20 protein-coding genes are annotated in these 22,975 nt (G+C 70.2%); 7 read left to right on the forward strand and 13 right to left on the reverse strand.

Annotation, left to right across the window (positions count from 1 at the left end; all coding sequences use genetic code 11):
• Positions 1-3 precede the first annotated feature (3 nt).
• The 4 genes from B9H04_RS03250 to B9H04_RS03265 all read left to right on the forward strand — a co-directional run bounded on the left by B9H04_RS03250 (position 4) and on the right by B9H04_RS03265 (position 7,847).
• Positions 4-2,640, forward strand: coding sequence for a PAS domain-containing protein (locus B9H04_RS03250; protein WP_049931801.1), 2,637 nt, complete (start codon positions 4-6; stop codon positions 2,638-2,640).
• Between the two features lie 220 nt (positions 2,641-2,860).
• A complete protein-coding gene (locus tag B9H04_RS03255; protein ID WP_211277035.1) occupies positions 2,861-5,815 on the forward strand; it encodes a DEAD/DEAH box helicase in 2,955 nt (984 codons plus the stop codon).
• An 80-nt stretch (positions 5,816-5,895) separates the two neighbouring features.
• On the forward strand, positions 5,896-7,401 hold the full coding sequence (locus B9H04_RS03260; RefSeq protein ID WP_085682448.1) for a stage II sporulation protein M: 1,506 nt from the start codon (positions 5,896-5,898) through the stop codon (positions 7,399-7,401).
• A 92-nt stretch (positions 7,402-7,493) separates the two neighbouring features.
• Positions 7,494-7,847, forward strand: coding sequence for a hypothetical protein (locus B9H04_RS03265; protein WP_085682449.1), 354 nt, complete (start codon positions 7,494-7,496; stop codon positions 7,845-7,847).
• Positions 7,848-8,067: 220 nt separating this feature from the next.
• Here the strand turns inward: B9H04_RS03265 and B9H04_RS03270 are convergent, their stop codons facing one another.
• From B9H04_RS03270 to ahaH, 10 genes are all read right to left on the reverse strand, one after another.
• On the reverse strand, positions 8,068-8,457 hold the full coding sequence (locus B9H04_RS03270; protein WP_049931795.1) for a DUF6276 family protein: 390 nt from the start codon (positions 8,455-8,457) through the stop codon (positions 8,068-8,070).
• A 116-nt stretch (positions 8,458-8,573) separates the two neighbouring features.
• Positions 8,574-9,275, reverse strand: coding sequence for a V-type ATP synthase subunit D (locus B9H04_RS03275; protein WP_049931793.1), 702 nt, complete (start codon positions 9,273-9,275; stop codon positions 8,574-8,576).
• A 153-nt stretch (positions 9,276-9,428) separates the two neighbouring features.
• The gene (locus B9H04_RS03280) at positions 9,429-10,853 is read right to left on the reverse strand and encodes a V-type ATP synthase subunit B (protein ID WP_049931791.1); all 1,425 of its coding nucleotides are present in this window, start codon (positions 10,851-10,853) and stop codon (positions 9,429-9,431) included.
• A gap of 2 nt (positions 10,854-10,855) precedes the next feature.
• Positions 10,856-12,619, reverse strand: a complete 1,764-nt coding sequence (locus B9H04_RS03285; protein WP_049931790.1) for an ATP synthase subunit A — start codon at positions 12,617-12,619, stop codon at positions 10,856-10,858.
• A gap of 1 nt (position 12,620) precedes the next feature.
• Positions 12,621-12,950 (reverse strand): V-type ATP synthase subunit F, encoded by a 330-nt coding sequence (locus B9H04_RS03290; protein ID WP_006629423.1) that lies wholly within the window; start codon positions 12,948-12,950, stop codon positions 12,621-12,623.
• Complete coding sequence (locus tag B9H04_RS03295) at positions 12,947-13,993, reverse strand: V-type ATP synthase subunit C (protein WP_085682450.1); 1,047 nt, start codon at positions 13,991-13,993, stop codon at positions 12,947-12,949. Before B9H04_RS03295 ends, B9H04_RS03290 begins: the two co-directional genes overlap by 4 nt.
• Entirely contained in the window at positions 13,990-14,568 is a 579-nt protein-coding gene (locus B9H04_RS03300) for a V-type ATP synthase subunit E (protein WP_049931787.1), read from the reverse strand. The genes B9H04_RS03295 and B9H04_RS03300 overlap by 4 nt, the downstream gene beginning before the upstream one ends.
• Positions 14,569-14,589: 21 nt before the next feature.
• Positions 14,590-14,841, reverse strand: coding sequence for an ATP synthase subunit K (locus tag B9H04_RS03305; protein ID WP_049931785.1), 252 nt, complete (start codon positions 14,839-14,841; stop codon positions 14,590-14,592).
• Between the two features lie 202 nt (positions 14,842-15,043).
• On the reverse strand, positions 15,044-17,257 hold the full coding sequence (locus B9H04_RS03310; protein WP_085682458.1) for a V-type ATP synthase subunit I: 2,214 nt from the start codon (positions 17,255-17,257) through the stop codon (positions 15,044-15,046).
• Positions 17,258-17,261: 4 nt separating this feature from the next.
• Positions 17,262-17,618, reverse strand: coding sequence for an ATP synthase archaeal subunit H (gene ahaH / locus B9H04_RS03315; RefSeq protein WP_049931783.1), 357 nt, complete (start codon positions 17,616-17,618; stop codon positions 17,262-17,264).
• Positions 17,619-17,785: 167 nt separating this feature from the next.
• Between ahaH and B9H04_RS03320 the strand changes: the two genes are divergently transcribed.
• Positions 17,786-19,429 carry a nucleotide-binding protein gene (locus tag B9H04_RS03320; RefSeq protein WP_085682451.1) on the forward strand — a complete coding sequence of 548 codons (1,644 nt, stop codon included), beginning with the start codon at positions 17,786-17,788 and terminating at the stop codon, positions 19,427-19,429.
• Positions 19,430-19,447: 18 nt separating this feature from the next.
• Here B9H04_RS03320 and B9H04_RS03325 read toward each other — a convergent pair whose 3' ends face one another.
• A complete protein-coding gene (locus B9H04_RS03325) occupies positions 19,448-20,419 on the reverse strand; it encodes a transcriptional regulator (RefSeq protein WP_049931780.1) in 972 nt (323 codons plus the stop codon).
• A gap of 197 nt (positions 20,420-20,616) precedes the next feature.
• Here B9H04_RS03325 and B9H04_RS03330 point away from each other — a divergent pair, with 197 nt between their 5' ends.
• Complete coding sequence (locus B9H04_RS03330; protein WP_049931778.1) at positions 20,617-22,005, forward strand: tRNA(Ile)(2)-agmatinylcytidine synthase; 1,389 nt, start codon at positions 20,617-20,619, stop codon at positions 22,003-22,005.
• A gap of 26 nt (positions 22,006-22,031) precedes the next feature.
• Positions 22,032-22,385 (forward strand): VOC family protein, encoded by a 354-nt coding sequence (locus B9H04_RS03335; RefSeq protein ID WP_049931776.1) that lies wholly within the window; start codon positions 22,032-22,034, stop codon positions 22,383-22,385.
• 45 nt (positions 22,386-22,430) lie between these two features.
• Here the strand turns inward: B9H04_RS03335 and B9H04_RS03340 are convergent, their stop codons facing one another.
• Both B9H04_RS03340 and B9H04_RS18535 read right to left on the reverse strand, forming a co-directional pair.
• Entirely contained in the window at positions 22,431-22,661 is a 231-nt protein-coding gene (locus B9H04_RS03340; RefSeq protein ID WP_085682452.1) for a DUF7543 family protein, read from the reverse strand.
• Between the two features lie 91 nt (positions 22,662-22,752).
• Positions 22,753-22,923, reverse strand: coding sequence for a hypothetical protein (locus tag B9H04_RS18535; protein WP_167373102.1), 171 nt, complete (start codon positions 22,921-22,923; stop codon positions 22,753-22,755).
• Between the last annotated feature and the right edge of the window lie 52 nt (positions 22,924-22,975).

The following is a 22,975-nucleotide window of genomic DNA, read 5'->3' on the forward strand; positions in this document are numbered from 1 at the left end:
ATCATGGGAAGAGGTTCATCTACGAACGGTGCCGATCGGTTCGGATCGGACGGCGATGAGGTGACGAGCGTTTACGAGGCGATGTTTCAGGAGGCTGACGACGCGATCTTTCTCGTTGACGTGGCGCGGACGGACGGCGAGTACGAGTTCACGTTCAGGCAGAACAACACCGCACACCAGCGACAGACCGGGCTGACCGAGGACGCGATGTTCGGGAAGACGCCCCGGGAACTCCTCGGAGAGCAACAGGGGGCCGCGGTCGAGGCGAACTATCGGCTCTGCGTCGAGCGGGGGACGACGATCGAGTACGAGGAGCGGCTCGAGTTCCCGGGCGGGGCGACCGACTGGCAGACGAAGCTTACCCCGGTCGTCGACGACGGAACGGTGACGCAGATCGTCGGCGTCGCCCGCGACGTCACGCGACAGAAGGAGCGGGAGCGGGAACACCGGCGCACGCACCGGCGGTTCCAGACCGTCTTGGAGACGATGTCCGCGGCGGTGTTCCTGAAGGACACCGAGGGGCGGTACCTGCTGATGAACCAGGCGTGCCGCAACGTGTTCGACGTCGACGAGGACCCCGTCGGGATGACCGACGAGGAACTCTTCCCGGAGGCCGTCGCGGCGCAGGCCCGCGCTGACGACCGCCGGGTCGTTGAAGACGGCGAACGGATCGAAGTCGAGGAGACGGTGCCGACGCCCGCCGGAGAGAGCGTTCGGCTGACGCGGAAGTCCCCCGTGTACGACGAGGAGGGGGAGATACGCGGTGTGTGCGGTGTGTCGACCGACATCACCGAACAACGGGAGCGAGAGCGAGCGCTCCAACAGATCAAAGACCGCCTCGAACTCGCGGTCGAGGGCGCACAGATCGGCGTCTGGGACTGGGACATGGCCACCGACGAGGTCGATTTCAACGACCGGTGGGCCCGGATGTTGGGCCACGCGCCCGACGAGATCGAACCGCACCTCGACGCGTGGGAGCGGCGCGTTCACCCCGACGACCTCGGGCCCGTCGAAGACGCCCTGTCGAGCCACATGGCCGGCGAGACGGAGCTCTACGACACGGAACACCGGATGCGCACCGCGGCGGGGGACTGGAAGTGGATCCGGGACGTCGGGAAGGTCGTCGAGCGCGACGACGACGGGAAGCCGGTCCGCGCGGTCGGGGTCCGCCTCGACATCGACGACCAAAAGCGCCGGGAGGCGGAACTGGAACGCACGCGATCGGTCATCGAGCGCACCCAAGAGAGCGCGTCGATCGGCTGGTGGGAGGCCGATCTGGTCGAGGACTCGCTCACGTGGAGCGACGAGGTGTACCGGATCCACGAGGTTCCGCCCGACGACACGATCCACCTAGAGGACGGGCTCAGCTTCTACCACCCGGACGACCGCGACGCCATCGAGGCGGCGTTCGACCGCCTGACCGAGGCGGGCGAGTCGTACGACCTCGAACTCCGCATCGTGACGGAGTCCGATCGGACCAAGTGGGTGCGGGCGATCGGCGATCCGCAGTACGACGACGCGGGGAACGTCGTCGGGGTGCTGGGGCTGTTCCAGGACGTCACGGAGCGGAAGGAGTACGAGCGGGCCATCGAGGCGACGCGAGAGGAGCTCCGGCGGATCATCGACCTCGTGCCCGACCTGGTGTTCGTGAAGAACCGGGAGGGCGAGTACCTGCTGGCCAACGAGGCGACCGCGGCGGCGTACGGGAAGACGCCGGAGGAGGTAGAGGGCAAGTCCGAGGCGGAGATCATCCCCAGCGCCGAGGACTCCGAGGCGTTCAGGCAGGACGACCTCGCCGTGATCGAGTCGGGCGAGCCGAGGACGATAGACGAGGAGACGCTGACCACGGCGGACGGGGAGACGCGCATCCTCCAGACGACGAAGATACCCTACGAGGTTGCCGAGACGGGCGAAGACGCCGTCCTTGGATACGCCCGCGACGTGACCGAGCTCAAGCAGTACGAGCGGACGCTCGAAGAGCAGCGGGACAACCTCACGCTGCTCAATCAGGTCGTCCGCCACGACATCAGAAACCAGCTGATGGTGGTCGAGTCGTACACCGGACTCCTCGAGGACGCGCTCGTCGACGACCAGAGCCGGACCTACGCGCGGACGGTCATCGAGGCGGCGAAGCAGGCGGCGGACATCACGGAGACCGCCAGGGACGTCACCGACGTGCTGCTACAGGCCGGCTCCGACCTGACGCCGATGAACCTCCGAGCCGAGCTCAACGGACAGATCGAACAGGTCCGGTCGGAGCAGGACCGGGCGACGGTTACCGTGAGCGAGTCGATCCCGGACGTGACGGTGGCGGCGGACGACCTGCTGGAGGCGGTGTTCCGGAACCTGCTGACGAACGCGGTCGTCCACAACGACAAGGAGAGGGCCGAGATCACGGTCTCGACGCGCGTCTCGGACGACTCGGTGCGCGTGTCGATCGCGGACAACGGCCCCGGGATCGACGACGACCACAAGGAGGACATCTTCCAGGAGGGCGCGAAGGGGCTCGAGAGCGGCGGGACGGGGATCGGTCTGTACCTCGTCGAGACGCTCGTCGACAAGTACGGCGGCGACGTGTGGGTCGAGGACAACGAGCCGACGGGGAGCGTGTTCGCCGTCGAACTGCCCCTCGCGAACTGATCGGCGCGCGCGAGGCGGGCGCCGTGCGTCGCCGTCCCGCGCGTCGCCGTCGCCGCGCGTCGCCGTCGCCGCGCGTCTCCATCCAGGGCGTCGCCGTCCCGCGCGTCTCCATTCAGCGCGTCGCCGTCGCCGCGCGTCGCCGCCGCCTCACGTCGACCGTGCGCGTCGCGCGGGGCGACGGGCTTAATCGCCCGAGCGCCCAAGGTCCGACGATCAGACAATGGCGGAATCGTCGGGCATGGACGCGTTCGCGCACCTCGGGAGCGATATCCGCGAGGCGCTCTCCGACCGGGGCTTTTCCACGCCGACGGAGCCCCAGCGCGAGGCGATCCCGCCGCTCGCCGACGGGCGGAACGCCCTCGTCCTCGCGCCGACGGGGACCGGGAAGACGGAGACGGCGATGCTCCCCGTCTTCGACGCGATCGTCGCGGCCCGCGACGCGCCCGGCGACCCGCCGCGGGAGGGTATCTCCGCGCTGTCCATCCCCCCGCTGCGCGCGCCCAACCGCGACATGATGGACCGGCTTGAGTGGTGGGGCGACCGCCTCGGCGTCGAGGTCGCGGTGCGCCACGGCGACACCACGCAGTACGAGCGGTCGAAGCAGGCCGACGACCCGCCCGACGTGCTCATCACGACCCCGGAGAGCCTCCAGGCGATCCTCACCGGCTCGAAGATGCGGGTCGCCCTGGAGGACGTGGCGCACGTCGTCATCGACGAGGTCCACGAGCTCGCCGCGGCGAAGCGGGGCGCCCAGCTCACGGTCGGCCTCGAGCGCCTCCGCCGCGTCGCGGGGCCGTTCCAGCGCGTCGGCCTCTCCGCGACGGTCGGTGACCCCGAGGAGGTCGGGCGCTTCCTCGTCGGCACCGGCAAGCGCGACCCCGACCGCCCCGGCGACCGCGCGTTCGAGACGGTCGAGGTCGCGGCCGGGACGCGGACCGACGTGCGCGTCCTCGATCCGGCGATCACGGACCGCGATACCACGCTCGCCGGCGAGCTCGCGGTCGACGAGACGACCGCGAGCCACGTCCGGACGATCCGCGAGATCGTCGCCGAGAACGAGTCGACGCTGATCTTCGTCAACACGCGCCAGACCGCGGAGGCGCTCGGCTCGCGGTTCAAGACGCTCGCCGAGAACGAGCGGGAGGCCGCCGAACGCGAGGGGCGGGACGACGCCGCGGACCCCACCGAGATCGAGCTCCACCACGGATCGCTCTCGAAGGAGGTCCGGGTCGACGTGGAAGACCGGTTCAAGTCGGGCGGTCTGGACGGGCTCGTCTGCACCTCCTCGATGGAGCTCGGGATCGACGTGGGGCGCGTCGACCACGTGGTCCAGTACGGGAGCCCCCGCGAGGTGGCCCGGCTGCTCCAGCGCGTCGGCCGCGCGGGCCACCGCCGCGACCTCGTCTCGGAGGGGACCGTCGTGACGCAGGGAGGCGACGACACGCTCGAAGCGATGGCCATCGCGCGGCGCGCCGGCGAGGAGCTCGTCGAGCCCGCGAACATCCACCACGGGAGCCTCGACACGGTCGCCAACCAGATCGTCGGGCTCGTGATGGACGAGGGCGAGGTCCACGCCCGGGAGGCGTACCAGACGATCACGAACGCCTACCCGTTCGCCGACCTCTCGGAGCCCGAGTTCCAGGAGGTCGTCCGCGAGCTCGACGGGAACCGCCTGCTGTGGCTCGACGAGGAGACGGACACTCTCGAAAAGTCGGGCGGCACCTGGCAGTACTTCTACGCGAACCTCTCGATGATCCCCGACGAGTCCACCTACGAGGTGTACGACATGTCCTCGCGGCGGGGTATTGGCACCCTCGACGAGCAGTTCGTCGTCAACTTCGCCGGGCCGGGCGAGACGTTCGTCCAGCGCGGCGAGATGTGGCGGATCACCGAGGTCGACGAGGAGGAGGAGCGCGTGAACGTCACGCCGATCCCCGACCCGACCGGCGAGGTCCCCTCGTGGGTGGGCCAGGAGATCCCCGTCCCGAAGCCGGTCGCCGAGGAGGTCGGCCGGATCCGAGGCGAGGCCGCGGCCGCCCTAGCGGCCGGCTCCACGCCGACGGCGGTCGCCGCCGACCTCGCCGAGCGCTACCCGACCGACGAGGAGACGGTCGCGGCCGCGCTGAAGGCGGTCGTCGACCACGTCGACGCCGGCCACCCCGTCCCGACCGACGAGCGGATCGTGATCGAGGGGAGCGCCCGCACCGTCGCGGTCAACGCCGCCTTCGGCCACGAGGTCAACGAGACGCTCGCGCGGTTGCTCGCTGCGCTCGTCGGCCAGCGCGCCGGCTCGTCCGTCGGGATGGACGTCGACCCGTACCGGATCGAGTTCGAGGTGCCGAACGGCGTCAGTCCCGGAACCTTCCGCGAGGTGCTGGAGACGACGGACCCCGACCGGCTGGAGGCGTACCTCGAACTCGCCGTGAAGAAGTCGGACGCGCTGAAGTTCACGCTCGCGCAGGTCGCGGCGAAGTTCGGCGCCGTCAAGCGGTACAAGGAGGGGCGCGGCCGATTCGGCGGCGACCGCCTGCTCGCGGCCCTCGAAGACACTCCCGTCTACGACGAGGCGCTCCGTGAGGTGTTCCACGCCGACCTCGCGGTGCCGGAGACCGCGGACCTGCTCGCGGCGCTCCAGCCGGACGACGGGGGACGGGACGGCCCGCTCGACCTCACTATCGCCCGCGAGCGCACCCCGCTCGGCACCGCGGGTCGCTCCGCCGGCACGGAGTTCCTCGTCCCCGACAACGCCGACGCCGACGTGATCGAGACGGTCAAAGAGCGCATCCGGGACGACCGAGTGATCCTCTTTTGTCTCCACTGTACGGACTGGAAGCACACGACGAAGGTCCGGCGCGTCCGCGGCCAGCCCGAGTGCCCCGAGTGCGGGTCCACCCGGGTCGCGGCACTCAACCCGTGGGACGACGAGACGGTCGCCGCGGTGCGCGCGGCCGAGAAGGACGACGAGCAGGAGCGCCGCACCGAGCGGGCGCACCGCGCCGCGAGCCTCGTCCAGACGCACGGGAAGCGGGCGGTGATAGCCCTCGCGGCGCGCGGTGTCGGGCCCCACAACGCCGCGCGGATCATCAATAAGCTCCGCGAGGATGAGGACGAGTTCTACCGCGACGTGCTCCGCCAGGAGCGCGAGTACGCGCGCACGCAGTCGTTCTGGGACTGACCAACGGCGGCCCGGACCGCGCCGAACCGCTCCCCCGTCCGGACTCCCGTTTTTAAGTTGCGGACGACCGAACCGACCGTATGGACCTCTCCGCCGCCGTCACGGCAACGACTGCGACCCTCCGTCGACGCCCCGCCGACGTCCTCCCCTTTTACCTCCTCGGCACCGCGGTGCCGGCGATCGCTCGGCTCGGCCCGTTCGCGGCGCTCGCGGGGATCTACCTCCACCTCGAACTGAACGGCCGCCTCGCCGCGGCCCGCGACTCGCTCGCCGGGGTCGAGCCGCCGCCGGAGACGCAGGACCCCGAGGCGCTTCAGGCGTGGGCCGAGGGGTTGGGCCCCGCGTTCGAACCGCTGCTCACGCCGACCGTCGTGGTCCTCTTCGCCGGGGGCGTCCTCCTCGCGGTCGCCCTCTCGGTCCTCGCGTACGCCGTCGTCTCGGCCGGCCAGCTCTCGGCGGTCGCCGCGAGCCTCCGCGACGACCGCGGGCTCGTCGCCGGGATCGCGGGCGCCCGATCCCCGTGGCTCACGTTCCTCGGGCTGTACGTCGCCGAACTCATCCTGTGGATCGGCGTGGTCGCGCTCGGATTGATCGCGGTCGGCGCGGCGTTCCTCGCGAACCCGTTCCTCGGGGCGGCGGTGGCGATCGGCGCCCTGCTCGCCGGCTTCGTTGCCCTCGCGCTCGTTCGGATCCTCTTCGCGTTCGCGCCCGCGGCCGTCGTCGTCGACGACGCCGGCGTCGTCGGCGGGGTCGAGGGCGCCGGCGGCTTCGTTCGCTCGAACCCCGTCGACGCCGCCGCGTACCTCGTGGTCGCGATCGGCGCGCTGGTCGCCGTCGCGTCGGTCGCCTCCGGAATCGCGTTCGTCGGCGGGGGCCCCGTCGTCGCGCTCGCCAGCGCCGTCGTCGTCGCGCCCGCGCTCGACCTGCTGAAGACGGTCCTCTACGGCGACTACCGCGGGACGGTCGACCCCCTCTCGCCGACGGAGGCCGGCCTCCGGGCCCAGCTCGGCGGCGGCCTCCGACGCGGGTGGCGGGAGCTGCGCGGGTTCGTCCGGTCGACGCCGGGCTCCCACGCGCTCGCGCTCGGAGTGGCCGTCGGGTTCGGCGCGCTCGGGTGGGTCGCCGCCGCGCCGTTCGCGGAGATGGCCCCGACCTCGATCGAGGGTCGGATCGCCGGACAGATCCCGCCCGTAGCGGCGCTGACGTACTTCGGGAACAACTGGGGGGTCGCGATCGCGACCGCCTTCTCGGGCGTCGGGCTTGCCCTCCCCGCGCTCTCGTCGCTCGCGTTCAACGGCCTCGCGCTCGGCGCCACCGCGGCCTTGGAGGAGAACCTCTCCGCGCTCGTCGCGTTCGTGGTCCCGCACGGGATCTTCGAGATCCCCGCGCTCGTCGTCTCCGGCGCGCTCGGCGTCCGCCTCGGCGCGGTCTCGTGGCGGACGTTTCGCGGCCGCGCGAGCCGCGAGCGGTTCGCCGACGCCTTGGAGACAGCGTTCTGGGTGACCGTCGGGATCGGGATTCTGATCACCGTCGCCGCCGTTATCGAGGGGTTCGTCAGTCCGTACTACTGGCGGCCGTTCCTCTAGCTCGCGACCGAGCGGCGACCCGTCTGCGGGCGTCCGGCCGCAGAGGCGCCGGCCCGCCCGCAGCCTTATTACCGCGCGGGCGAAGCGTCGGTATGCGACCGCTCGTCGCCGTCATCCTCGTCGGCGTCCCGCTCATGTGGCTCGTCGGCTTCGCCGCCTACGCGTACGTCGACGCGCCCAAGTACGGAATGGACCCGCGCCAGTGGGCGCTCATCTCGTTCGTCGTCCCGCTGTTCGGCTTCTTCGCGTACGTCTTCGAGCGGGGTGAGCGCGACTACGATCCGGACACCGACCCGTACGCCGGCGGGAGCGACGGGCGGACCGGCGGCTTCGCCGTCCACGAGTCGCGGCAGGGCGAAGAGCGGCTCGGCCCGGCGGGGACGGAGGCGGACGACGGTGACGACGCGGACGACGAGTGGAACGACCCGGACGGCGTCGACCTCTGACGGGACGATCGGGACAGGCCCCGGTCAGTACCGAGACGGCGGTGAGTGAGACGGTACGCAATCACCGATGAGGCTGGGGAGGTGTGCGGTGCCGTACTGGGCGGGGCGGGAGTCAAAAGGGCAGCCGCGGGGCTTTAGCGGGTTTCGCTGCCGATGTACTCGCCACGATTTAGTTACGGTCGGCGTCACCGTTCGACAGAAGCGATCAATCGTACCAGTACTAAATCGCGTCGCGGAGCGCCGTTCGCCGACGGTCGAGGTCGAACGCGGCGTCAGGTGCGTCGAGCCGGTCGAAGAACGCGAACGCGTCGGCGCCGGCGCGCTCGGCGTGGCCGATCAGCGCCTCGATCGCCGCACGGTTGAGCGCGAACGACTCCAGCTTGCCACAGCAGAGCGCCAGCGCGACGCCCGCCTCGCCGGAGGGGAAGGCAGGATCGATAACCGACAGGTCCGGGTCGACGGGCGCGTCGCCCGCGACCCCCGCCTCCGCGGCCGGGACGACCCGCAGGCACCGAGTACAGATCGCGACCGCGTCGGCCGGCGCGTACTCGCGGATCGAGGGCGGCACGGCGAACCCGACGGCGTCGGCGTCGCAGTGAGGACAGGGCACGACCGGAGATAGGCGGCGCTCGAAACTTAAACGCGGCCGTCTTCGGTGCGGCGAGAGCGGCGAGGGAAAACGGACAGAGCGATCGACAGAAAGAACGGCCGACGCGCGGTGGACGGTCAGTCGGCGGGCTCGGGTTCCTCGGTCTCCGCGGCCGCGGCCTCCGCGGCCGCCTCGGCCTCCTCGGCAGCCTCCTCTTCCTCCTTCTTCGCTTTGATCTTCTTCATGCGGAATATCTCCTCGCGCTCCTGCTCTTCGAGCTTCTGCTCGATGTACTCCTGATTCTCGTAGAGGCTCGGGAGCAGGGTGAACTCCAGGGCGTTCACGCGGCGCTTCGTGGTCTCGATCTCCGTGAGCATCTTCTTCATCGCCGTCTCCACCTCGGCGGCGAGGATGATCGACTCGAGCAGCTCCTCGTAGGCGTCGGCCGCCTCGTCGATCCGCGCCGAGGAGCCGAGCAGGCCGTACCCGCGCTCGTCGAGGCTCTTCTGTACCTTCGAGGACTCGATCTGCGGGACCACGACGCCCATGATGTTCTTCGACTGGGTCGTGATCTCCGGGTGCTCTTTCAGCGCCGCGGCCGCGCCGCGGACCGCCACGTCGCCCTCCATCGCCCGGGCCATGTCGATCTTCCGCTGGGCCGTCTCGTAGTTCTCGGAGACCTCCGACCGGACGTCCTGCGCCTGGTCGAGGATGTCCATGAACTCCATGATGAGCCCGTCGCGCTTCTGTTCGAGCGTGTCGTGACCGCGCTCGGAGAGCTCGATGCGGTCCTCGATCGCCATCAGGTTCTTGCGCGTCGGTTTGACGTCCTTGGCCATCTTGAGGGTAGGTTCCGCTCCGAGGCGGTTAATTCTTTTCAGACGCGCCGGATCGGCCGGGCAGCCGCCGCGGATCGGCCCCCGAGCGCGGTCACCGCGGCGCGGTCGCTGGCGAGGGGTATCGACCGCGGGTAAAAGGTGAGTCGAGGCGGATCAGTCGGCCGCTTCGACGACCTTGCGCTCGGAGTCGTCCTCGCGGTAGTGCTCCTCGATGAACTCCTCGTCGATCCGGTTGAGGGCGTCCTTCGGCAGCATCGAGAGGAGGTCCCAGCCGATCGAGAGCGTCTCGTCGATGTCGCGGTTCGTCTCGAAGCCCTGGTCGATGAACTCGGACTCGAACGCGTCCGCGAAGTCGAGGTACTTGTTGTCGAGCTCCGACAGCGCCTCGCGACCGACGATGTTCACGAGGTCGCGGAGGTCCTCACCTTCCGCGTACGCCGCGAACATCTGGTCTTTCACGTCGGCGTGGTCGGCGCGGGTGAGCCCCTCGCCGATCCCGTCGTCCATCAGCCGCGACAGGCTGGGGAGGACGTTGATCGGCGGCTGGAGGCCCTGGCTGTTGAGGTCGGGGTCGACGTAGATCTGCCCCTCCGTGATGTACCCGGTCAGGTCCGGGATCGGGTGAGTGTCGTCGTCGCCCGGCATCGTGAGGATCGGGATCTGCGTGACCGAGCCCTCGCGGCCCTTGATCCGGCCCGCGCGCTCGTACAGCTGCGCCAGGTCGGTGTACATGTACCCGGGGTACCCGCGGCGGCCGGGCACCTCCTCGCGGGCCGCCCCGATCTCGCGGAGCGCCTCACAGTAGTTGGTCATGTCCGTCAGGATGACGAGGACGTGGTAGTCCTTCTCGAAGGCGAGGTACTCGGCCGTGGTGAGCACCATGCGCGGGGTGACCGTCCGCTCGACGGCGGGGTCGTCCGCGAGGTTCATGAAGACGACGGAGCGCTCCAGCGCACCGGTGCGCTCGAAGTCCTCCATGAACTCGTTCGCCTCCTCCTGGGTGATCCCCATCGCGCCGAAGATGACGGCGAACTCGGAGCCCTCCTCGTCGTCGCCGCCTTCCTCCTCCTCCGGCACGCTAGCCTGCCGGGCGATCTGCATCGCCAGCTCGCTGTGCGGCTGGCCGGAGCTGGAGAAGATCGGGAGCTTCTGCCCGCGGACGAGCGTGTTCATCCCGTCGATGGCGGAGACGCCCGTCTCGATGAACTCCTCGGGGTACTCCCGGGAGTACGGGTTGATCGCCGCGCCGACGATGTCCTGTCGCTCCTCGGGGACGATCTCCGGGCCGTCGTCGATCGGGCGGCCGGAGCCGTCGAGCACCCGCCCGAGGAGGTCCTCGGTGACGGGCATCTTCATCGTCTCGCCAAGGAAGCGGACGGACGCGTCTCTGTCGATACCGCTCGTCCCCTCGAAGACCTGGATCGCGACCACGTCCTCCGAGGATTCGAGCACCTGTCCGCGCAGCGTCTCGCCCTGTGCCGTCTCGATCTCGACGATCTCGTCGTAGCCGATCGCCTCGTCGACCTCGGCGTACACGAGGGGGCCGCTGATCTCGGTGATGGTTTGATACTCTTTCATGATCAGTAGAGGCTCCGGAGCTCCTCGGTGATCTCCGACTTGAGATCCTCGACGTACTCCTCGTAGTCCTCTTGGACGCCGATACGGTTAATCCGCGGGGCCGACTCGATGTCGATGATCTCCTCGACCGGGACGCCGGCGTCGAGCGCGTCGAACGCCTCGTCGTTGAACGTCTGGATCGTCGTCAGCATCAGGTACGTCTTCTCCGGCGGACAGAACGTGTCGACCGGGTGGAACGCGTTCTGCTGGAGGTACGCCTCGCGCAGGTAGCGCGCGACCTCCAGCGTCAGCTGCTGGTCGTCGGGCAGGGCGTCCTTCCCGACGAGCTGGACGATCTCCTGGAGCTCCGTCTCTTCGTCGAGCACGTCGACCGCCCACTGGCGGCGCTCCGCCCAGTCGTCGGCGACCTCGTCCTCGAACCAGGGGTCGAGCTGGTCTTTATACAGCGAGTAGGACTCGTTCCAGTTGATCGACGGGAAGTGGCGCCGCTCCGCCAAGTCCGCGTCGAGCGCCCAGAACGTCTTCACGATCCGCAGCGTGTTCTGGGTGACCGGCTCGGAGAAGTCGCCGCCGGGCGGCGACACCGCGCCGATCGCCGAGACGGAGCCCTCCGTCCCGTTGATGTTCTCGAAGTAGCCGGCGCGCTCGTAGAACTGCGCGAGCCGGGCGGCGAGGTACGCGGGGTACCCCTCCTCGCCGGGCATCTCCTCCAGCCGGGAGGAGATCTCGCGCATCGCCTCCGCCCACCGCGAGGTGGAGTCGGCCATCAGCGCCACGTCGTACCCCATGTCGCGGTAGTACTCGGCGATCGTGATCCCGGTGTAGATACAGGACTCACGCGCCGCGACCGGCATGTTCGAGGTGTTCGCGATGAGCGAGGTGCGGGCCATCAGCGGGTTGCCGTTGGCCGGGTCCTCGAGCTCGGGGAAGTCCTCGATGACCTCGGTCATCTCGTTGCCGCGCTCGCCGCAGCCGACGTAGACGATGATGTCCGCGTCGGCGTACTTCGCGAGCTGGTGCTGCGTGACCGTCTTCCCGGAGCCGAACGGGCCGGGGATCGCGGCCGTCCCGCCCTTCGCGATGGGGAAGAGTCCGTCGAGGATGCGCTGGCCGGACACCAGCGGCGTCCGGGGCGTTTTCTTGTCGTTGGCGGGGCGCGCCTCGCGCACCGGCCACTCCTGGTGCATCGAGACCTCCTCGCCGTTGTCGAGCTCGACGACCGTCTCGGTGACGTCGAAGGATCCGGACTCGGCGGCGACGACCTCGCCGCCCTCGTAGTCCGGCGGCACCATGACCTTGTGGTCGATGGTGACCGTCTCCTCGACGACGCCGACGATGTCGCCGGGCTCGACGACGTCGCCCGCCTCGACCTCGGGCTCGAACTCCCACTCCTCCTCGAGGTCGATGCCGGGCGCGTCGACCCCGCGGTCGAGGTACGGACTGCCCATCTTGCCCTCCAGCACGTCCAGGGGGCGCTGAACGCCGTCGTAGATGGCGTCCAGCATCCCCGGGCCGAGGTCGACCGACAGCGGCTCGCCCGTGTTCTCGACGGGTTCGCCGGGGCCGACGCCGGAGGTCTCCTCGTACACCTGAACCGTCGTGAGGTCGCCCTCGATCTCGATCACTTCCCCCATGAGCCCTTCGTCGCCGACGTAGACGACGTCGTTCATGCGGGCGTTGAGATCGCGGGCGGTCACGACCGGACCGCTCACGCTCTGGATGACGCCGCTGTCTTCGACGGCGTCGGTTGTGTCTGCTTTGCTCATATTAGTCGTCTTCCTCCATCAGGTCGATGCCGATGGCGCGTTTGATCTGGTCGCGCAGCCCGCCGCTCCCGGCGCCGGAGCCGCCGAGCGTCACGAGGACCGGTTCGATGCTGCCCTCGACCGCCTCGCGGGTCCCCCGCGAGAGGTGGTCGAGGTCGTCGTCGTGCATCACGATGATGCCGACGCCCTCGTCGTCGAGCGTCCGCTCGACGGCGTCGTCGAGCTTCTCGTCCTTCTCGTCGTCCGGCACGTTCTCGAACGCCCGAACGCCGGCGAGGCGGAATCCGGTCGTGAACTCCGGGCTGCCGACGACCGCTATCTCCTGGCTCATGTTATCACCAGCTCCGATTCGATCTCGTCGGCCGAGAGGCCGGCCTCCTTGCCGCGGGCGATCGCCCGGATGTTCTCCGTCTCGCGCTCCTTCGCGAGGATGTACGAGATGACCGGGGTGACCGACACCGGGTGGATCGTGCCGAGCCGGTCGCCGTACGCCAGCAGGGCGCCGTCGATCGCGTGTTCGAACGCGATGAGGCTGTCCGCCTCCTCGAGCTCGCGCAGCGCGGGCCCGAGCTCCTCGCCGTACTGGCTGTCGCCGATGTACTCGACCAGTTCGTCGAGGTTCTGCGCCAGCCGCGCGAGCGACGGGCGGGTGAACAGGTCGCCCCCCGCGATGAAGTACGCGGCGGGGTCGATGTCGGCGCCCGAGCGGGCGAGCCGGAGCGCGTTCGTCGCGTTCCGGAAGTCGACCTCCGCCACCAGGAACGACTCGTACTGCCGGGTCGGCTCGTCGCCGCCGAGCCCGGAGAGGAGCCGCTCGTAGAACGCGCGGTCGACCGCGTTCTCTAAGGGCACCAGCACGTCCGTCTCCTCGAACTCGGCGTACGCCTCCCGCAGCGGCTCCCCGTAGATCGTGTCTTCGAGGACCTCGATCACGCCGTCGATCGAGTCCGCCTCAAGCAGGCGACGGATCCGGCGGTCGTCGAACTCGCCGGCGCGGATCAGGTCGACCTCGACGGCCGACTGCTCCGCGTCGGTGTAGACGCCGCGGATGACCGTCTTCACGTTCCAGGCGTCGAACTTCCGGAGGTACCGGGCGATCAGGTCGTACAGCGACCCCTCGCTCCAGTCGAGGATGGCGTCGAACTGCTCGGCGAGGTTCCGGTTCAGCGCGTACTCGATCAGGTCCACGCCGCCGTGGCGGCTACCGAGCGCGTTGATCTCCTCGCCGTAGCTCGACTCCTCCATGAACCGGGCGATCTCGGCCGGGCCCATCCGGGTGAGCTTGCGGTACTCCTCGTCCCCGTAGAGGCTGCCGCGGCGGGCACGAACCCGCGCGACGACGTACTCGGGGTTCGGGCTGCCGGCGGCGCTCATTGGTCGAACAGCCGCTCCGAGATGTTCTTCAACTCGTCGTCCCAGACTGCCTCCAGGACCGAGTCGAACGTGTTGTTCACGCGAACGCGGGAGGTGTCGCTCTCCGCGACGACGCCGCCGAGGCAGTCGACCTCGCCGTCGACCTCGGCGTTGCGGTCCGCGACGAGGTCTTCGAGCAGGTCGACGTCCTCGGCGCGGGTGTAGACGGCGACGGCCTCGTCGTCGTCGAACTCCGCGAGGCTCGCGTCGAGTAAGGCCTCGGTGAGCTCGCGGCGATCGTCGCCGTCGAGGGCGGCGATGGCCGCTTCGACGTCGTCGTGGACGTCCTCCAAGACGTCACGTCGAGCGCCGAGCCGCTCCTGTTTGGCCTCGAGCTTCGCCGAGGAGAGCGTCTGTTCGCGCTCTTGGTCGATCTGGTCTTCGACCTCGGCGAGCCGCTCCTCGCGGATGCGCTCCGCGTCGGCCTCCGCCTCGGCGACGATCTCGTCGGCCTCCGCCTCGGCCTGTTCGCGGATCTCCTCCGCACGCGCGCGGGCCTCATCTTCGACGTCCTCAACGACGGTTTCCAAACTCATTGGTGTGGAAGGAAGTACCGCTTAGACGATGAAGACGACGACGAGTGCGAGGATGACGATCGTCTCGGGAAGGACGGTCAGGATGAGCCCGTTGACGAAGAGGTCGTCGTCCTCGGCCATCGCCCCGACGGCGGCCGACCCGATACCGCGCTCCGCGTAGCCCGCGCCCAGCGCCGCGAGCCCGACGGCCAGCGCCGCCGCGGCGTTGGGGTCAGTCAGCGTTCCACCAGTCGACAGTACGAGGTTCCCGAGTTCGTTGGTAGCTTCAAGCATTGGTAGTAGTTGCGGTTGCTCGTCTCCGAACGGTTGCTATTTGCCCCCAGAGGAGTCATAAAGCTTCCCAAAACGACCGGACAGAAGACGGAAGAACGGAGGCGAGAGCGGACGCTATCGCGTCGAAACCCGACGGAACCGTCGCGTTTCAACCGGCTGCGAAGCGGCGAGACCGGCGGACGACGGACGGTCGGGTCGACCGTCAGTCGTCGCGGGTGTACTTCCGGTCGCGGCCGAACGGGAGGTACGCCCGCCCGCCGCCCTCGTAGAAGTTCCCGAAGAACTCCACGTACTCGAGGCGGACCGCCTGGATGCCGGCGGACGTGACGCCGAGCAGCAGGACGACGAGGTGGCCGACGAGCGCCACGACGATGCCGCCCACGAGGGCGACGATGCCCACGAGACCGATCGAGGCGGGGTCAAACGCGGTGGTGATCCCCGCGAAGACCAGCTCCTCGCTCGGCGTCTCCTGGACGTGATGGAGGTGCTCCGCGGAGAAGATGAAGTGGAAGCTCCCCTCGCCCCCCTTGTCGATGTACGCACCGAACGCGAGCAGGTTGACCGCGAGCGCCATCCCGCCCTTCGCGAGCAGGACGGCCATGATCCGGGCGTACGAGATGACGTTGACGATGGGCGAGAGGAACTCCGCGAGCTCCGGCGGCTCGCCGAGCCCGAGCAGGACGAGCCCAAGACCCGCGGCGACGGCGCCGGCGATACCGACGACGACCGGGAAGCCGCTGAACGAGACCGTGCCGAACGTGAGGAGCGACACCGACTCGAACAGGAAGTCGGGCTTCGGGCCGGGGACGTGCTGGCTGAAGATCCAGATCCACGCGCCGTTGAGGATCAGGAGCCACGAGCCGGCCTCGTAGAGCGCGTGCTTCACGTCGTGCTGCTGGAGCGTGCTCACGAACGAGAGCACGTGGCCGATGTTGAGGTGAACGATACCGAACACCACGCTGACGACGAGGAACGAGAGCCCCCAGTCGAGGTCGGCCGGCGAGAGCCCCTTCCCGGCGACGGGCCAGTGGACATCGCCCGGCAGCAGCTGGTAGGCGTGGTAGCCGAACAGGTCGATGCCGAAGTAGATCCCGAACAGTATCGTGAAGCCGCCCGCCCACATCGCGACGGAGCCGAGTTCGCGGAACGCGCCGTCGAACCGGGAGTACATGAAGAACCCGATGGCGGCGTACAGGACGCCGTACCCCACGTCGCCGATCATGAACCCGAACATCGCCGGGAACGTGAGGAACACGAGCAGCGTCGGGTCGAACTCGGAGTACTTCGGCCGCCCGAACGCCTGGACGAGCAGTTCGAAGGGGCCGGCCGCGCTCCCGTTGTCCTGGACGACCGGCGGGTCGTCGGTGCCGTGCGCCGCGTGGCCGCCGTCGGTAGCGACCGCCGCTTCCGTTTCGGCGGACGCGCTGCCGTCGTCGGCCGACGGCGACTCGGTGCCGCCACTCCTGTCGACCGGCTCGGAGTGGTGGTCGCCGTCGGGGGTGAACGAGGCGCGTTCGAGCTCCTCGACCTCGACGTGGTCGCCGACCGCGTCGACGACCGCCGCCTCGAAGTCGGGGTACGACTCGGTCGGCACCCACCCCTCCGCGACGAACGCGTTCTCGGTGGTCGCGAACGAGAGCGGCGCCTCCTTCTTTTCGGCCTCGATCGTGAGCTTCTCCTCGGCGCGCAGCAGGAAGCCCGCGGCCTCCTCCTTCACCGAGTCGAGCTCGGCTTCGACGCCGTCGAGCTCGTCGCGGAGGTCGGCCTGCTCGGCCTCCAGCTCCGCGACGTACTCCTCCGGGCTCGCGTCGGCGTCCGGCACGTCGAGCAGCGCGATGTCGACGCCGACGAGCGCGTCCTGAACGACGCCCTCCGCGTCGCCGTCGGTCGGCCTCGCGACGATGGCGAGCACGTCGCCGCCGACAAACACGTCGAAGGCGTCGACCGTCTCGGCGTCCCCGAGCGCCGCCTCGACGGCGGCGGGTTTCGCCTCGCCGACGACGACCTCGACCGAGTCGTAGCCGCGCAGGTAGTCCAGGTCGATCCCGAGCTCCGCGAACGGCTCCATCCGGTCGATCTCCTCCTGTCGGTCGCGGATCGCGCCCTGTAGCTCGTCGCGCCGGTCGTTGAGCTCGTTGACGCGGTCGCGGACGCGGTCGAGCTCGGCTTCGAGCTCGTCGTCGTCAAGCGACCGCGCGACCTCGGCGTCGTCCTCGTCGACGTCGAGGATGCTCTCCAGCGACCGAACCGTCACGAGCCGCTCGTTGACGGTCTCGGCCCCGTTGAGCGACGTTCCGGGGTCGAACCCCTCGTACCGGTCGTCGTAGTCGGTGACGTGCAGGGAGTGGTGGGCGTACGCCGCCTCGATGACGTCGTCGATGACGCGCTTCGAGCCCGTCACCGACACCCGGCTCATCTGCTCAGGCCTGAGCATCCACCGCCTCCTCGGCCTGCTCGTGAACCGCCGCCTCGAACCGCTCGACGGCGTAGTCGACGGCCGATTCCACGCGGTCGCGGGCCTCGCGTTCGAGCTCGTCGCGGTCGGCACGCCCCGACTCGAGGATCTCCTCGCGCCGCTCCTCGATCTCCGCTCGGGCCGTGTCGAGCCGCTCTTGGGCCTCGGACTCCGCCTCCTCCTCGGCTTCGGCGCGGATCTCGTCCGCGCGCTCTCGAGCCTCGGCGAGGCGCTCTTCGGCGTCGGACTCCGCTTCCGCGACGATCTCGTCCGCCTCCCGTTCGGCCTGCTTGATGGATTCGAGCACCTCTGGTCTCGCCATGCTACTAATCGCCTGAAACTCTAGAAGCGACGTATAAGGTGTTTGCGAAAGCCCGCGGGGGTGCGACCGGATTCTGAGGCGATTCGGCGGTACTTCGAGCCGAACGCGTCGGCCGCAGTCGCGCGCCGCCGCCTACATTTAAGTAGCAGTCGCCGGACCGTCACCGTATGGCAACGGTGTATGCGGTCGCGTCGGCGAGGGGTGGCGTCGGGAAGACCACCACGACCGCCGCGCTGGCGACGGTGCTGGCGGACTCGGGCGCCGACGTCGTCGCGATCGACGCCGACCTCGGCATGGCGAACCTCGCGGACGCTGTCGGGGTGACGCCCGGCGAGATCACGATTCACGATGTACTCGCCGGCGACGCGGACCCGGCGGCGGCGGTCCGGGAGGGACCGTCCGGGCTGCGGGTCGTGCCGGGGGCGGCCGACCTCGACGCGTACGCGGCCGCGGACCCCTCCAGGCTCCGCGGGGTCGTCGAGGCGTTCGACGGCGCCGACTACGTGTTCGTCGATGCGGGCGCGGGACTGTCGCACGACTCCACGCTCCCGCTCGCGATCGCCGACGAGACGCTGCTCGTCTCGACGCCGGAGCGGAGCGCCCTCGGCGACACCGAGAAGACGCGGCAGTTGACGGAGCGACTCGGCGGGACGGTCGCGGGCGCCGCGATCACCCGCGTGACGGCCGACGCCGACGAGGTCGTCACGGCGCTGCTCGACGCTTCCGTCCTCGGACGGATCCCCGAAGACGAGGCCGTGGCCCGGGCCGCGGCGGCGGGCCGGTCCCTGCCGGAGGCCGCGCCCGACGCGCCGGCGACGCGGGCCTACCGCGACCTGACCCGAGCGCTGACCGGCGCCGAGGTGGAGGGGGCGGGACTCGACGGGTCCGCGGCCGGCGCCGCGAGCGGAGCCGGGGCGGACGACGCGGAGGGCGACGGCGAGCCGACCGCGACGGACGACGACGCCGTGATCGTCGACGACGGACCGGCGGCGGACGACGCGGACGACGGCGGCCCGAGCGAGGTGAGCGAGCGGGACGCTGCCGGGGAAACGGATGGGGACGCGGCCGCCGAGGCCGAGGCGGACCAAGACGAGGGCACGGAGCCCGAGTCGGACGAAGACATCATCGTCGCGGACCCCGACGCGAGCGGCGTGGCCGAGCCGGGCGACGGCGACGACATCATCGTCGCGAGCGAGAGCGAACCGCCGGACTGCGACGCGGACGAAAAGGTGAGCGACGACGCGGAGGGAGACGTGGGCGACGATACGGAGGAAGGCGGTGACGACGGCGCGGACGGAGACGTGAGCGACGATACCGACGGGGAAACACGCGACGCCCGCGGCGACCCGAAAGAGCGCGTCGAGAACGACGAGCCGACTCGCGAGGCCGTCGGCGATGCGGCGAGCGACGACGAGGCCGGCGGAACCGACGCCGGTGACGAGTCCATGGCTGGAGGGAGGGCGGCCGCCGAGCTCGAGGCCACCGGCCCCGAGGCCGAGACGGAGGAGGAGCCGGACGCGATCCCCGACGCGGACGAGACGGCACGCGAGGCGGCCACCGAGCGCGGAGAGGCGGACGGCGAGGGGACCACGAGCGCCGACCCGGCGGCGGACGACATCGACGATGAACTCGCGGGGAGCATCCCGTTCCGCGACGACGACACCGGGACGATGAACACCGTGCTATCGGACGAGGACGAGCCGGACGGCGACGCCGGCAGAGAGGCGACAGACGACGCCGACGCGTCGTCCGCTGACGAGGAGGAGGAAGAGGGCGACGGCGGATTTTTCAGTCGGCTACTCGGTCGCTGAGCGGAGCGCGGCGGCTCGTCAGGCCTCCGAGGGAGCGCGGGCCCGGTCGCGGATCAGCTCGCGGATCTGCTCGGGGTCGGTGACGTCGGCGAGTTCCTCGCAGGAGACCAAGGCGGTGCCGTCGACCGATTCGCGCTTCTCCTTCTCCTCGGTGAAGTACACCGATCGGGTCCGGGCGACCTCGCCGATGGAGGACATGATCCGGGCGCGCTTCTCGGCCGCGGCCGTGAACGCGGAGTGGCCGGTGAGCACGCGCGTCTCGGGGCTGTCCTCGTCCTCGGAGACGGCCTTGAACGGGGCGCGGGCGGTCGGGTGGACCGTGAACCCGGCGCTCGTCAGCACGTGGAGGACGTGCTCGTCGTCCGGGTCGGCCTCGGGGGCCGACGGCGTCGGCTCCGAGTCGCGGACCTCGTCCGCGCCGTCGAGCACGTCGACCGGGCTGGAGAACGGCTGGTCGAACAGCTCCTCCAGCTGGATCGCCACCTCGATGGAGGCGTTCATCCCGTCCTCGTACTTCGAGACGGTGCGCCGGGAGACGCCCAGCTCGTTCGCGAGCCGGCCGAGCGACCAGCCGCGCTCCTCGCGCTCGTCGGCGAGGAGGTCGCCGTCGAGGCTGACGTACAGCCCGCCCGGGGCGGCGTAGATGAGCGGCGGCATCCCCTCGACGAAGAGGTCGTAGGCGGTGTCCGGGTTGATCACCGGGACGCCGTGTCGGAAGTAGACGACGCCGGGCTTCAGTTCCTCGTCGCGGGTCCGGATCCCGATCACCATCGGCGTCCCCCTGAGGTACTCGCCGAGCCGGCGCATCTCCGCGCCGGTCTCCGCGTCGAGCGCGTCGACGTTGCCGAGGATCTTCAGGAGGAGGAGGTCCTCGTTACGGCGGGCCGCCACGTCGAAGCTCTTGGGCCGGACCGCACACCGGTCGCTGACGAGGAACCCTGCGTCCTCCAGCATCGCGGTGACGTTCCCGATGAGCGCAGTCCGGGACATAGCCGGAACAAGCGTCTCGCCGTATATATGCGTTGTGTCGCCCGTTCGCCGGCGAACCCACCGCCCGCGGGCGATTTCTTCCTCCCGCGGCGGGAAACGGTTATATACCCGAGCGGTCGCTGTATCGCCTCAGCCGGCCCGGAGCAGCCTCGACCGGCCTCGAAAGGGGCTTGCCTCGGCGACGCGAACGTCGCGACATGCCGATCGTCGCCGTCGACGACACCGACTCCCGCGAGCGCGGGATGTGTACGACCTACGTGGCGACGCAGATCGCGGAGCGCCTCGCTGACGCCGGGGCTCGGGTCCGGCGCCGGCTGCTCGTCCGCCTCAATCCGGCCGTGAAACACAAGACACGCGGGAACGCCGCGGTCGCGCTCCACGTCACCGGGACGGACGCGGAGTCGGCCGGGTCGGTCGCGGCGGAGGCGGTCGAAGCGTTCGCCGCGGCCGCGGACCCGCGTACCTCGCCCGGCGTAGTGGTCGCGGACCTCGACGTCGCCGGCGACCCCTTCGATCCGACCGGAACGCCGATCCCCGACGCGGTGGCCGCGTTCGCGCGGCGCGCGCTCCGCGAGCGGCTCTCGGTCGCCGAGGCCGTCGGGCTGGCCGACGAACACGGGTTCCGACACGTCGCGGTCGGGTCGGCGGGCGGCGCGGGCGAATCGGACGCGGTCGCTGGCCGGGGGCGGATCGGCGCGCTCGCCGCGGTCGGCGCGCCGGCCGCGTTCGACGACTGGACGTTCGAGCGCATCACCTACCGCGAACTCGACCGCTGCGGGACGCCCCGCGAGGTCGACGCCGAGAGCGTCTTCGCCGCCGCCGACGAGGGGTATCCGGCGGTGTGGGACACGGTCGACCGCGGCACGGGGAAGACCGTCTGCGTGCCGAACGCGCCCGGCCCGATCCTCTACGGGATCCGGGGGGACGACGCGGCCGCGTGTCGAGCGGTGGCGGCCGCCGTCGACGGCGAGCCGACCGAGCGGGCCGCGACGTTCCTGACGAATCAGGGCACCGACGCCCACCTCGCACCCAGCCGGATCGGCGACCTCCGCGACGGCGCGGGCTATCGGGTCGCCGGCGCGGTGGCGAGCGCGCCGGAGACGAAGCGGGGTGGCCACGTCCACGTCGACGTCGCGAGCGACGCCGCCGGAGTGGGGTTGGACGGTGAGACCGACGCCGACCGCCTCCGCGCCGTCGCGTTCGCCCCGACGGGCCGGTTCCGCGACCGCGTCCGGGCGCTCCGCCCCGGCGACCGGGTCACGCTCTGCGGCGAGCACGAGGTCCGGGACAACGCGGACGAGCCGGCGAGCACCCTGAAGCTGGAGAAGTTCGCCGTCCGCGACCTCGTCCGGACCGCGCCCGCGGTGCCGACCTGCCCGGACTGCGGTCGCTCGATGTCGTCGGCCGGGAGCGATCAGGGGTACCGGTGCCGCGACTGCGGGACTGAGGCGCCGGGGAAGGTCGCGGAGCCGATCGAGCGCGACCTCGAGGCCGGCTGGTACGAGGTCCCGCCGAGCGCGCGCCGACACGTCGCGAAGCCACTCGTCCGGGGCGGGTTCGACGCGCCGACCCACCCGGAGCGATAAAGTGCTCGCCGCGCGAGCGGGCCGACGTGACCGGAATCGTCTTCCACGCGACGGAGCGGCGCGAGGCGGTCGTCGAGTTCTACCGCGAGCGACTGGGCGCGACGGTGCGGGTCGAACAGCCCGACTGTACGATCCTGGCGTTCGGCGGCTTCCTGTTCGGGTTCTGCGAGCGCGACGAGGTCGACGACTGCGGCATCCTCACGTTCGTCTACCCGGACCGTGACGCGGTCGACGCCGCGAGCGAGCGGCTCGGCGACGCGGTCGTGACGCCGCCGCGTGAGAACGAGACGTACGACATCTACCAGTGTTTCGCCGAGGACCCCGAGGGCCGGACCGTCGAGTGTCAGGTGTTTCTCGACGAGGAAGTCGACATCGAGTAAGTTGGAGAGCAGGCGAACCGCGCTCGGTTGTCGGAGCGGCCAGCGTCAGGCGTCGGGATCGCGGGCGTCGCGCCACGCCACCGCGCGCTCCTCGGCGGCATCGCGGTCGTCGAACCGCTCCCGCTCGTAGGCGGAGTCGTCGGCCGCCTGCTCCATCACGTCGAGGCGGACGACGAACTCCCCGTCGGTTCGTTCCCGGAGCCTGACGGTCGCGTACCCGTCCGATCGCGCCCACTCGGTGACCGTGCCGTCGTCGCGCTCCAGCGACCAGCCCATATCGGACCCGACGCGCCCCGCGGCGAAAGCGGTGCGGTTCCGGGGCGGTGGCGCGGATGCGTCCCGACTTGGAAGCCTGTGTCCCCGCGAGTCAGTCGCCCGCGCTCGGCGAGCGGTCCGCGCTCGACGACCGCTCCGGCGTGGCCGCGTAGCCGCACACCGGGCAGACGACGTAGCCGAGCGAGTCGTACGGGACCGACGTCGAGGGCGCGCTCACGTCGCACTCGGGGCAGTCGAACGTCGCCGCGTTCTCGGTCGACATGGTATTACGTAACAACCGCTCACCAGTAGTTATGCGCCGCTTGCTGCCCCGT

It is taken from the genome of Halorubrum ezzemoulense DSM 17463, assembly GCF_002114285.1.
GTDB lineage: Archaea > Halobacteriota > Halobacteria > Halobacteriales > Haloferacaceae > Halorubrum > Halorubrum ezzemoulense.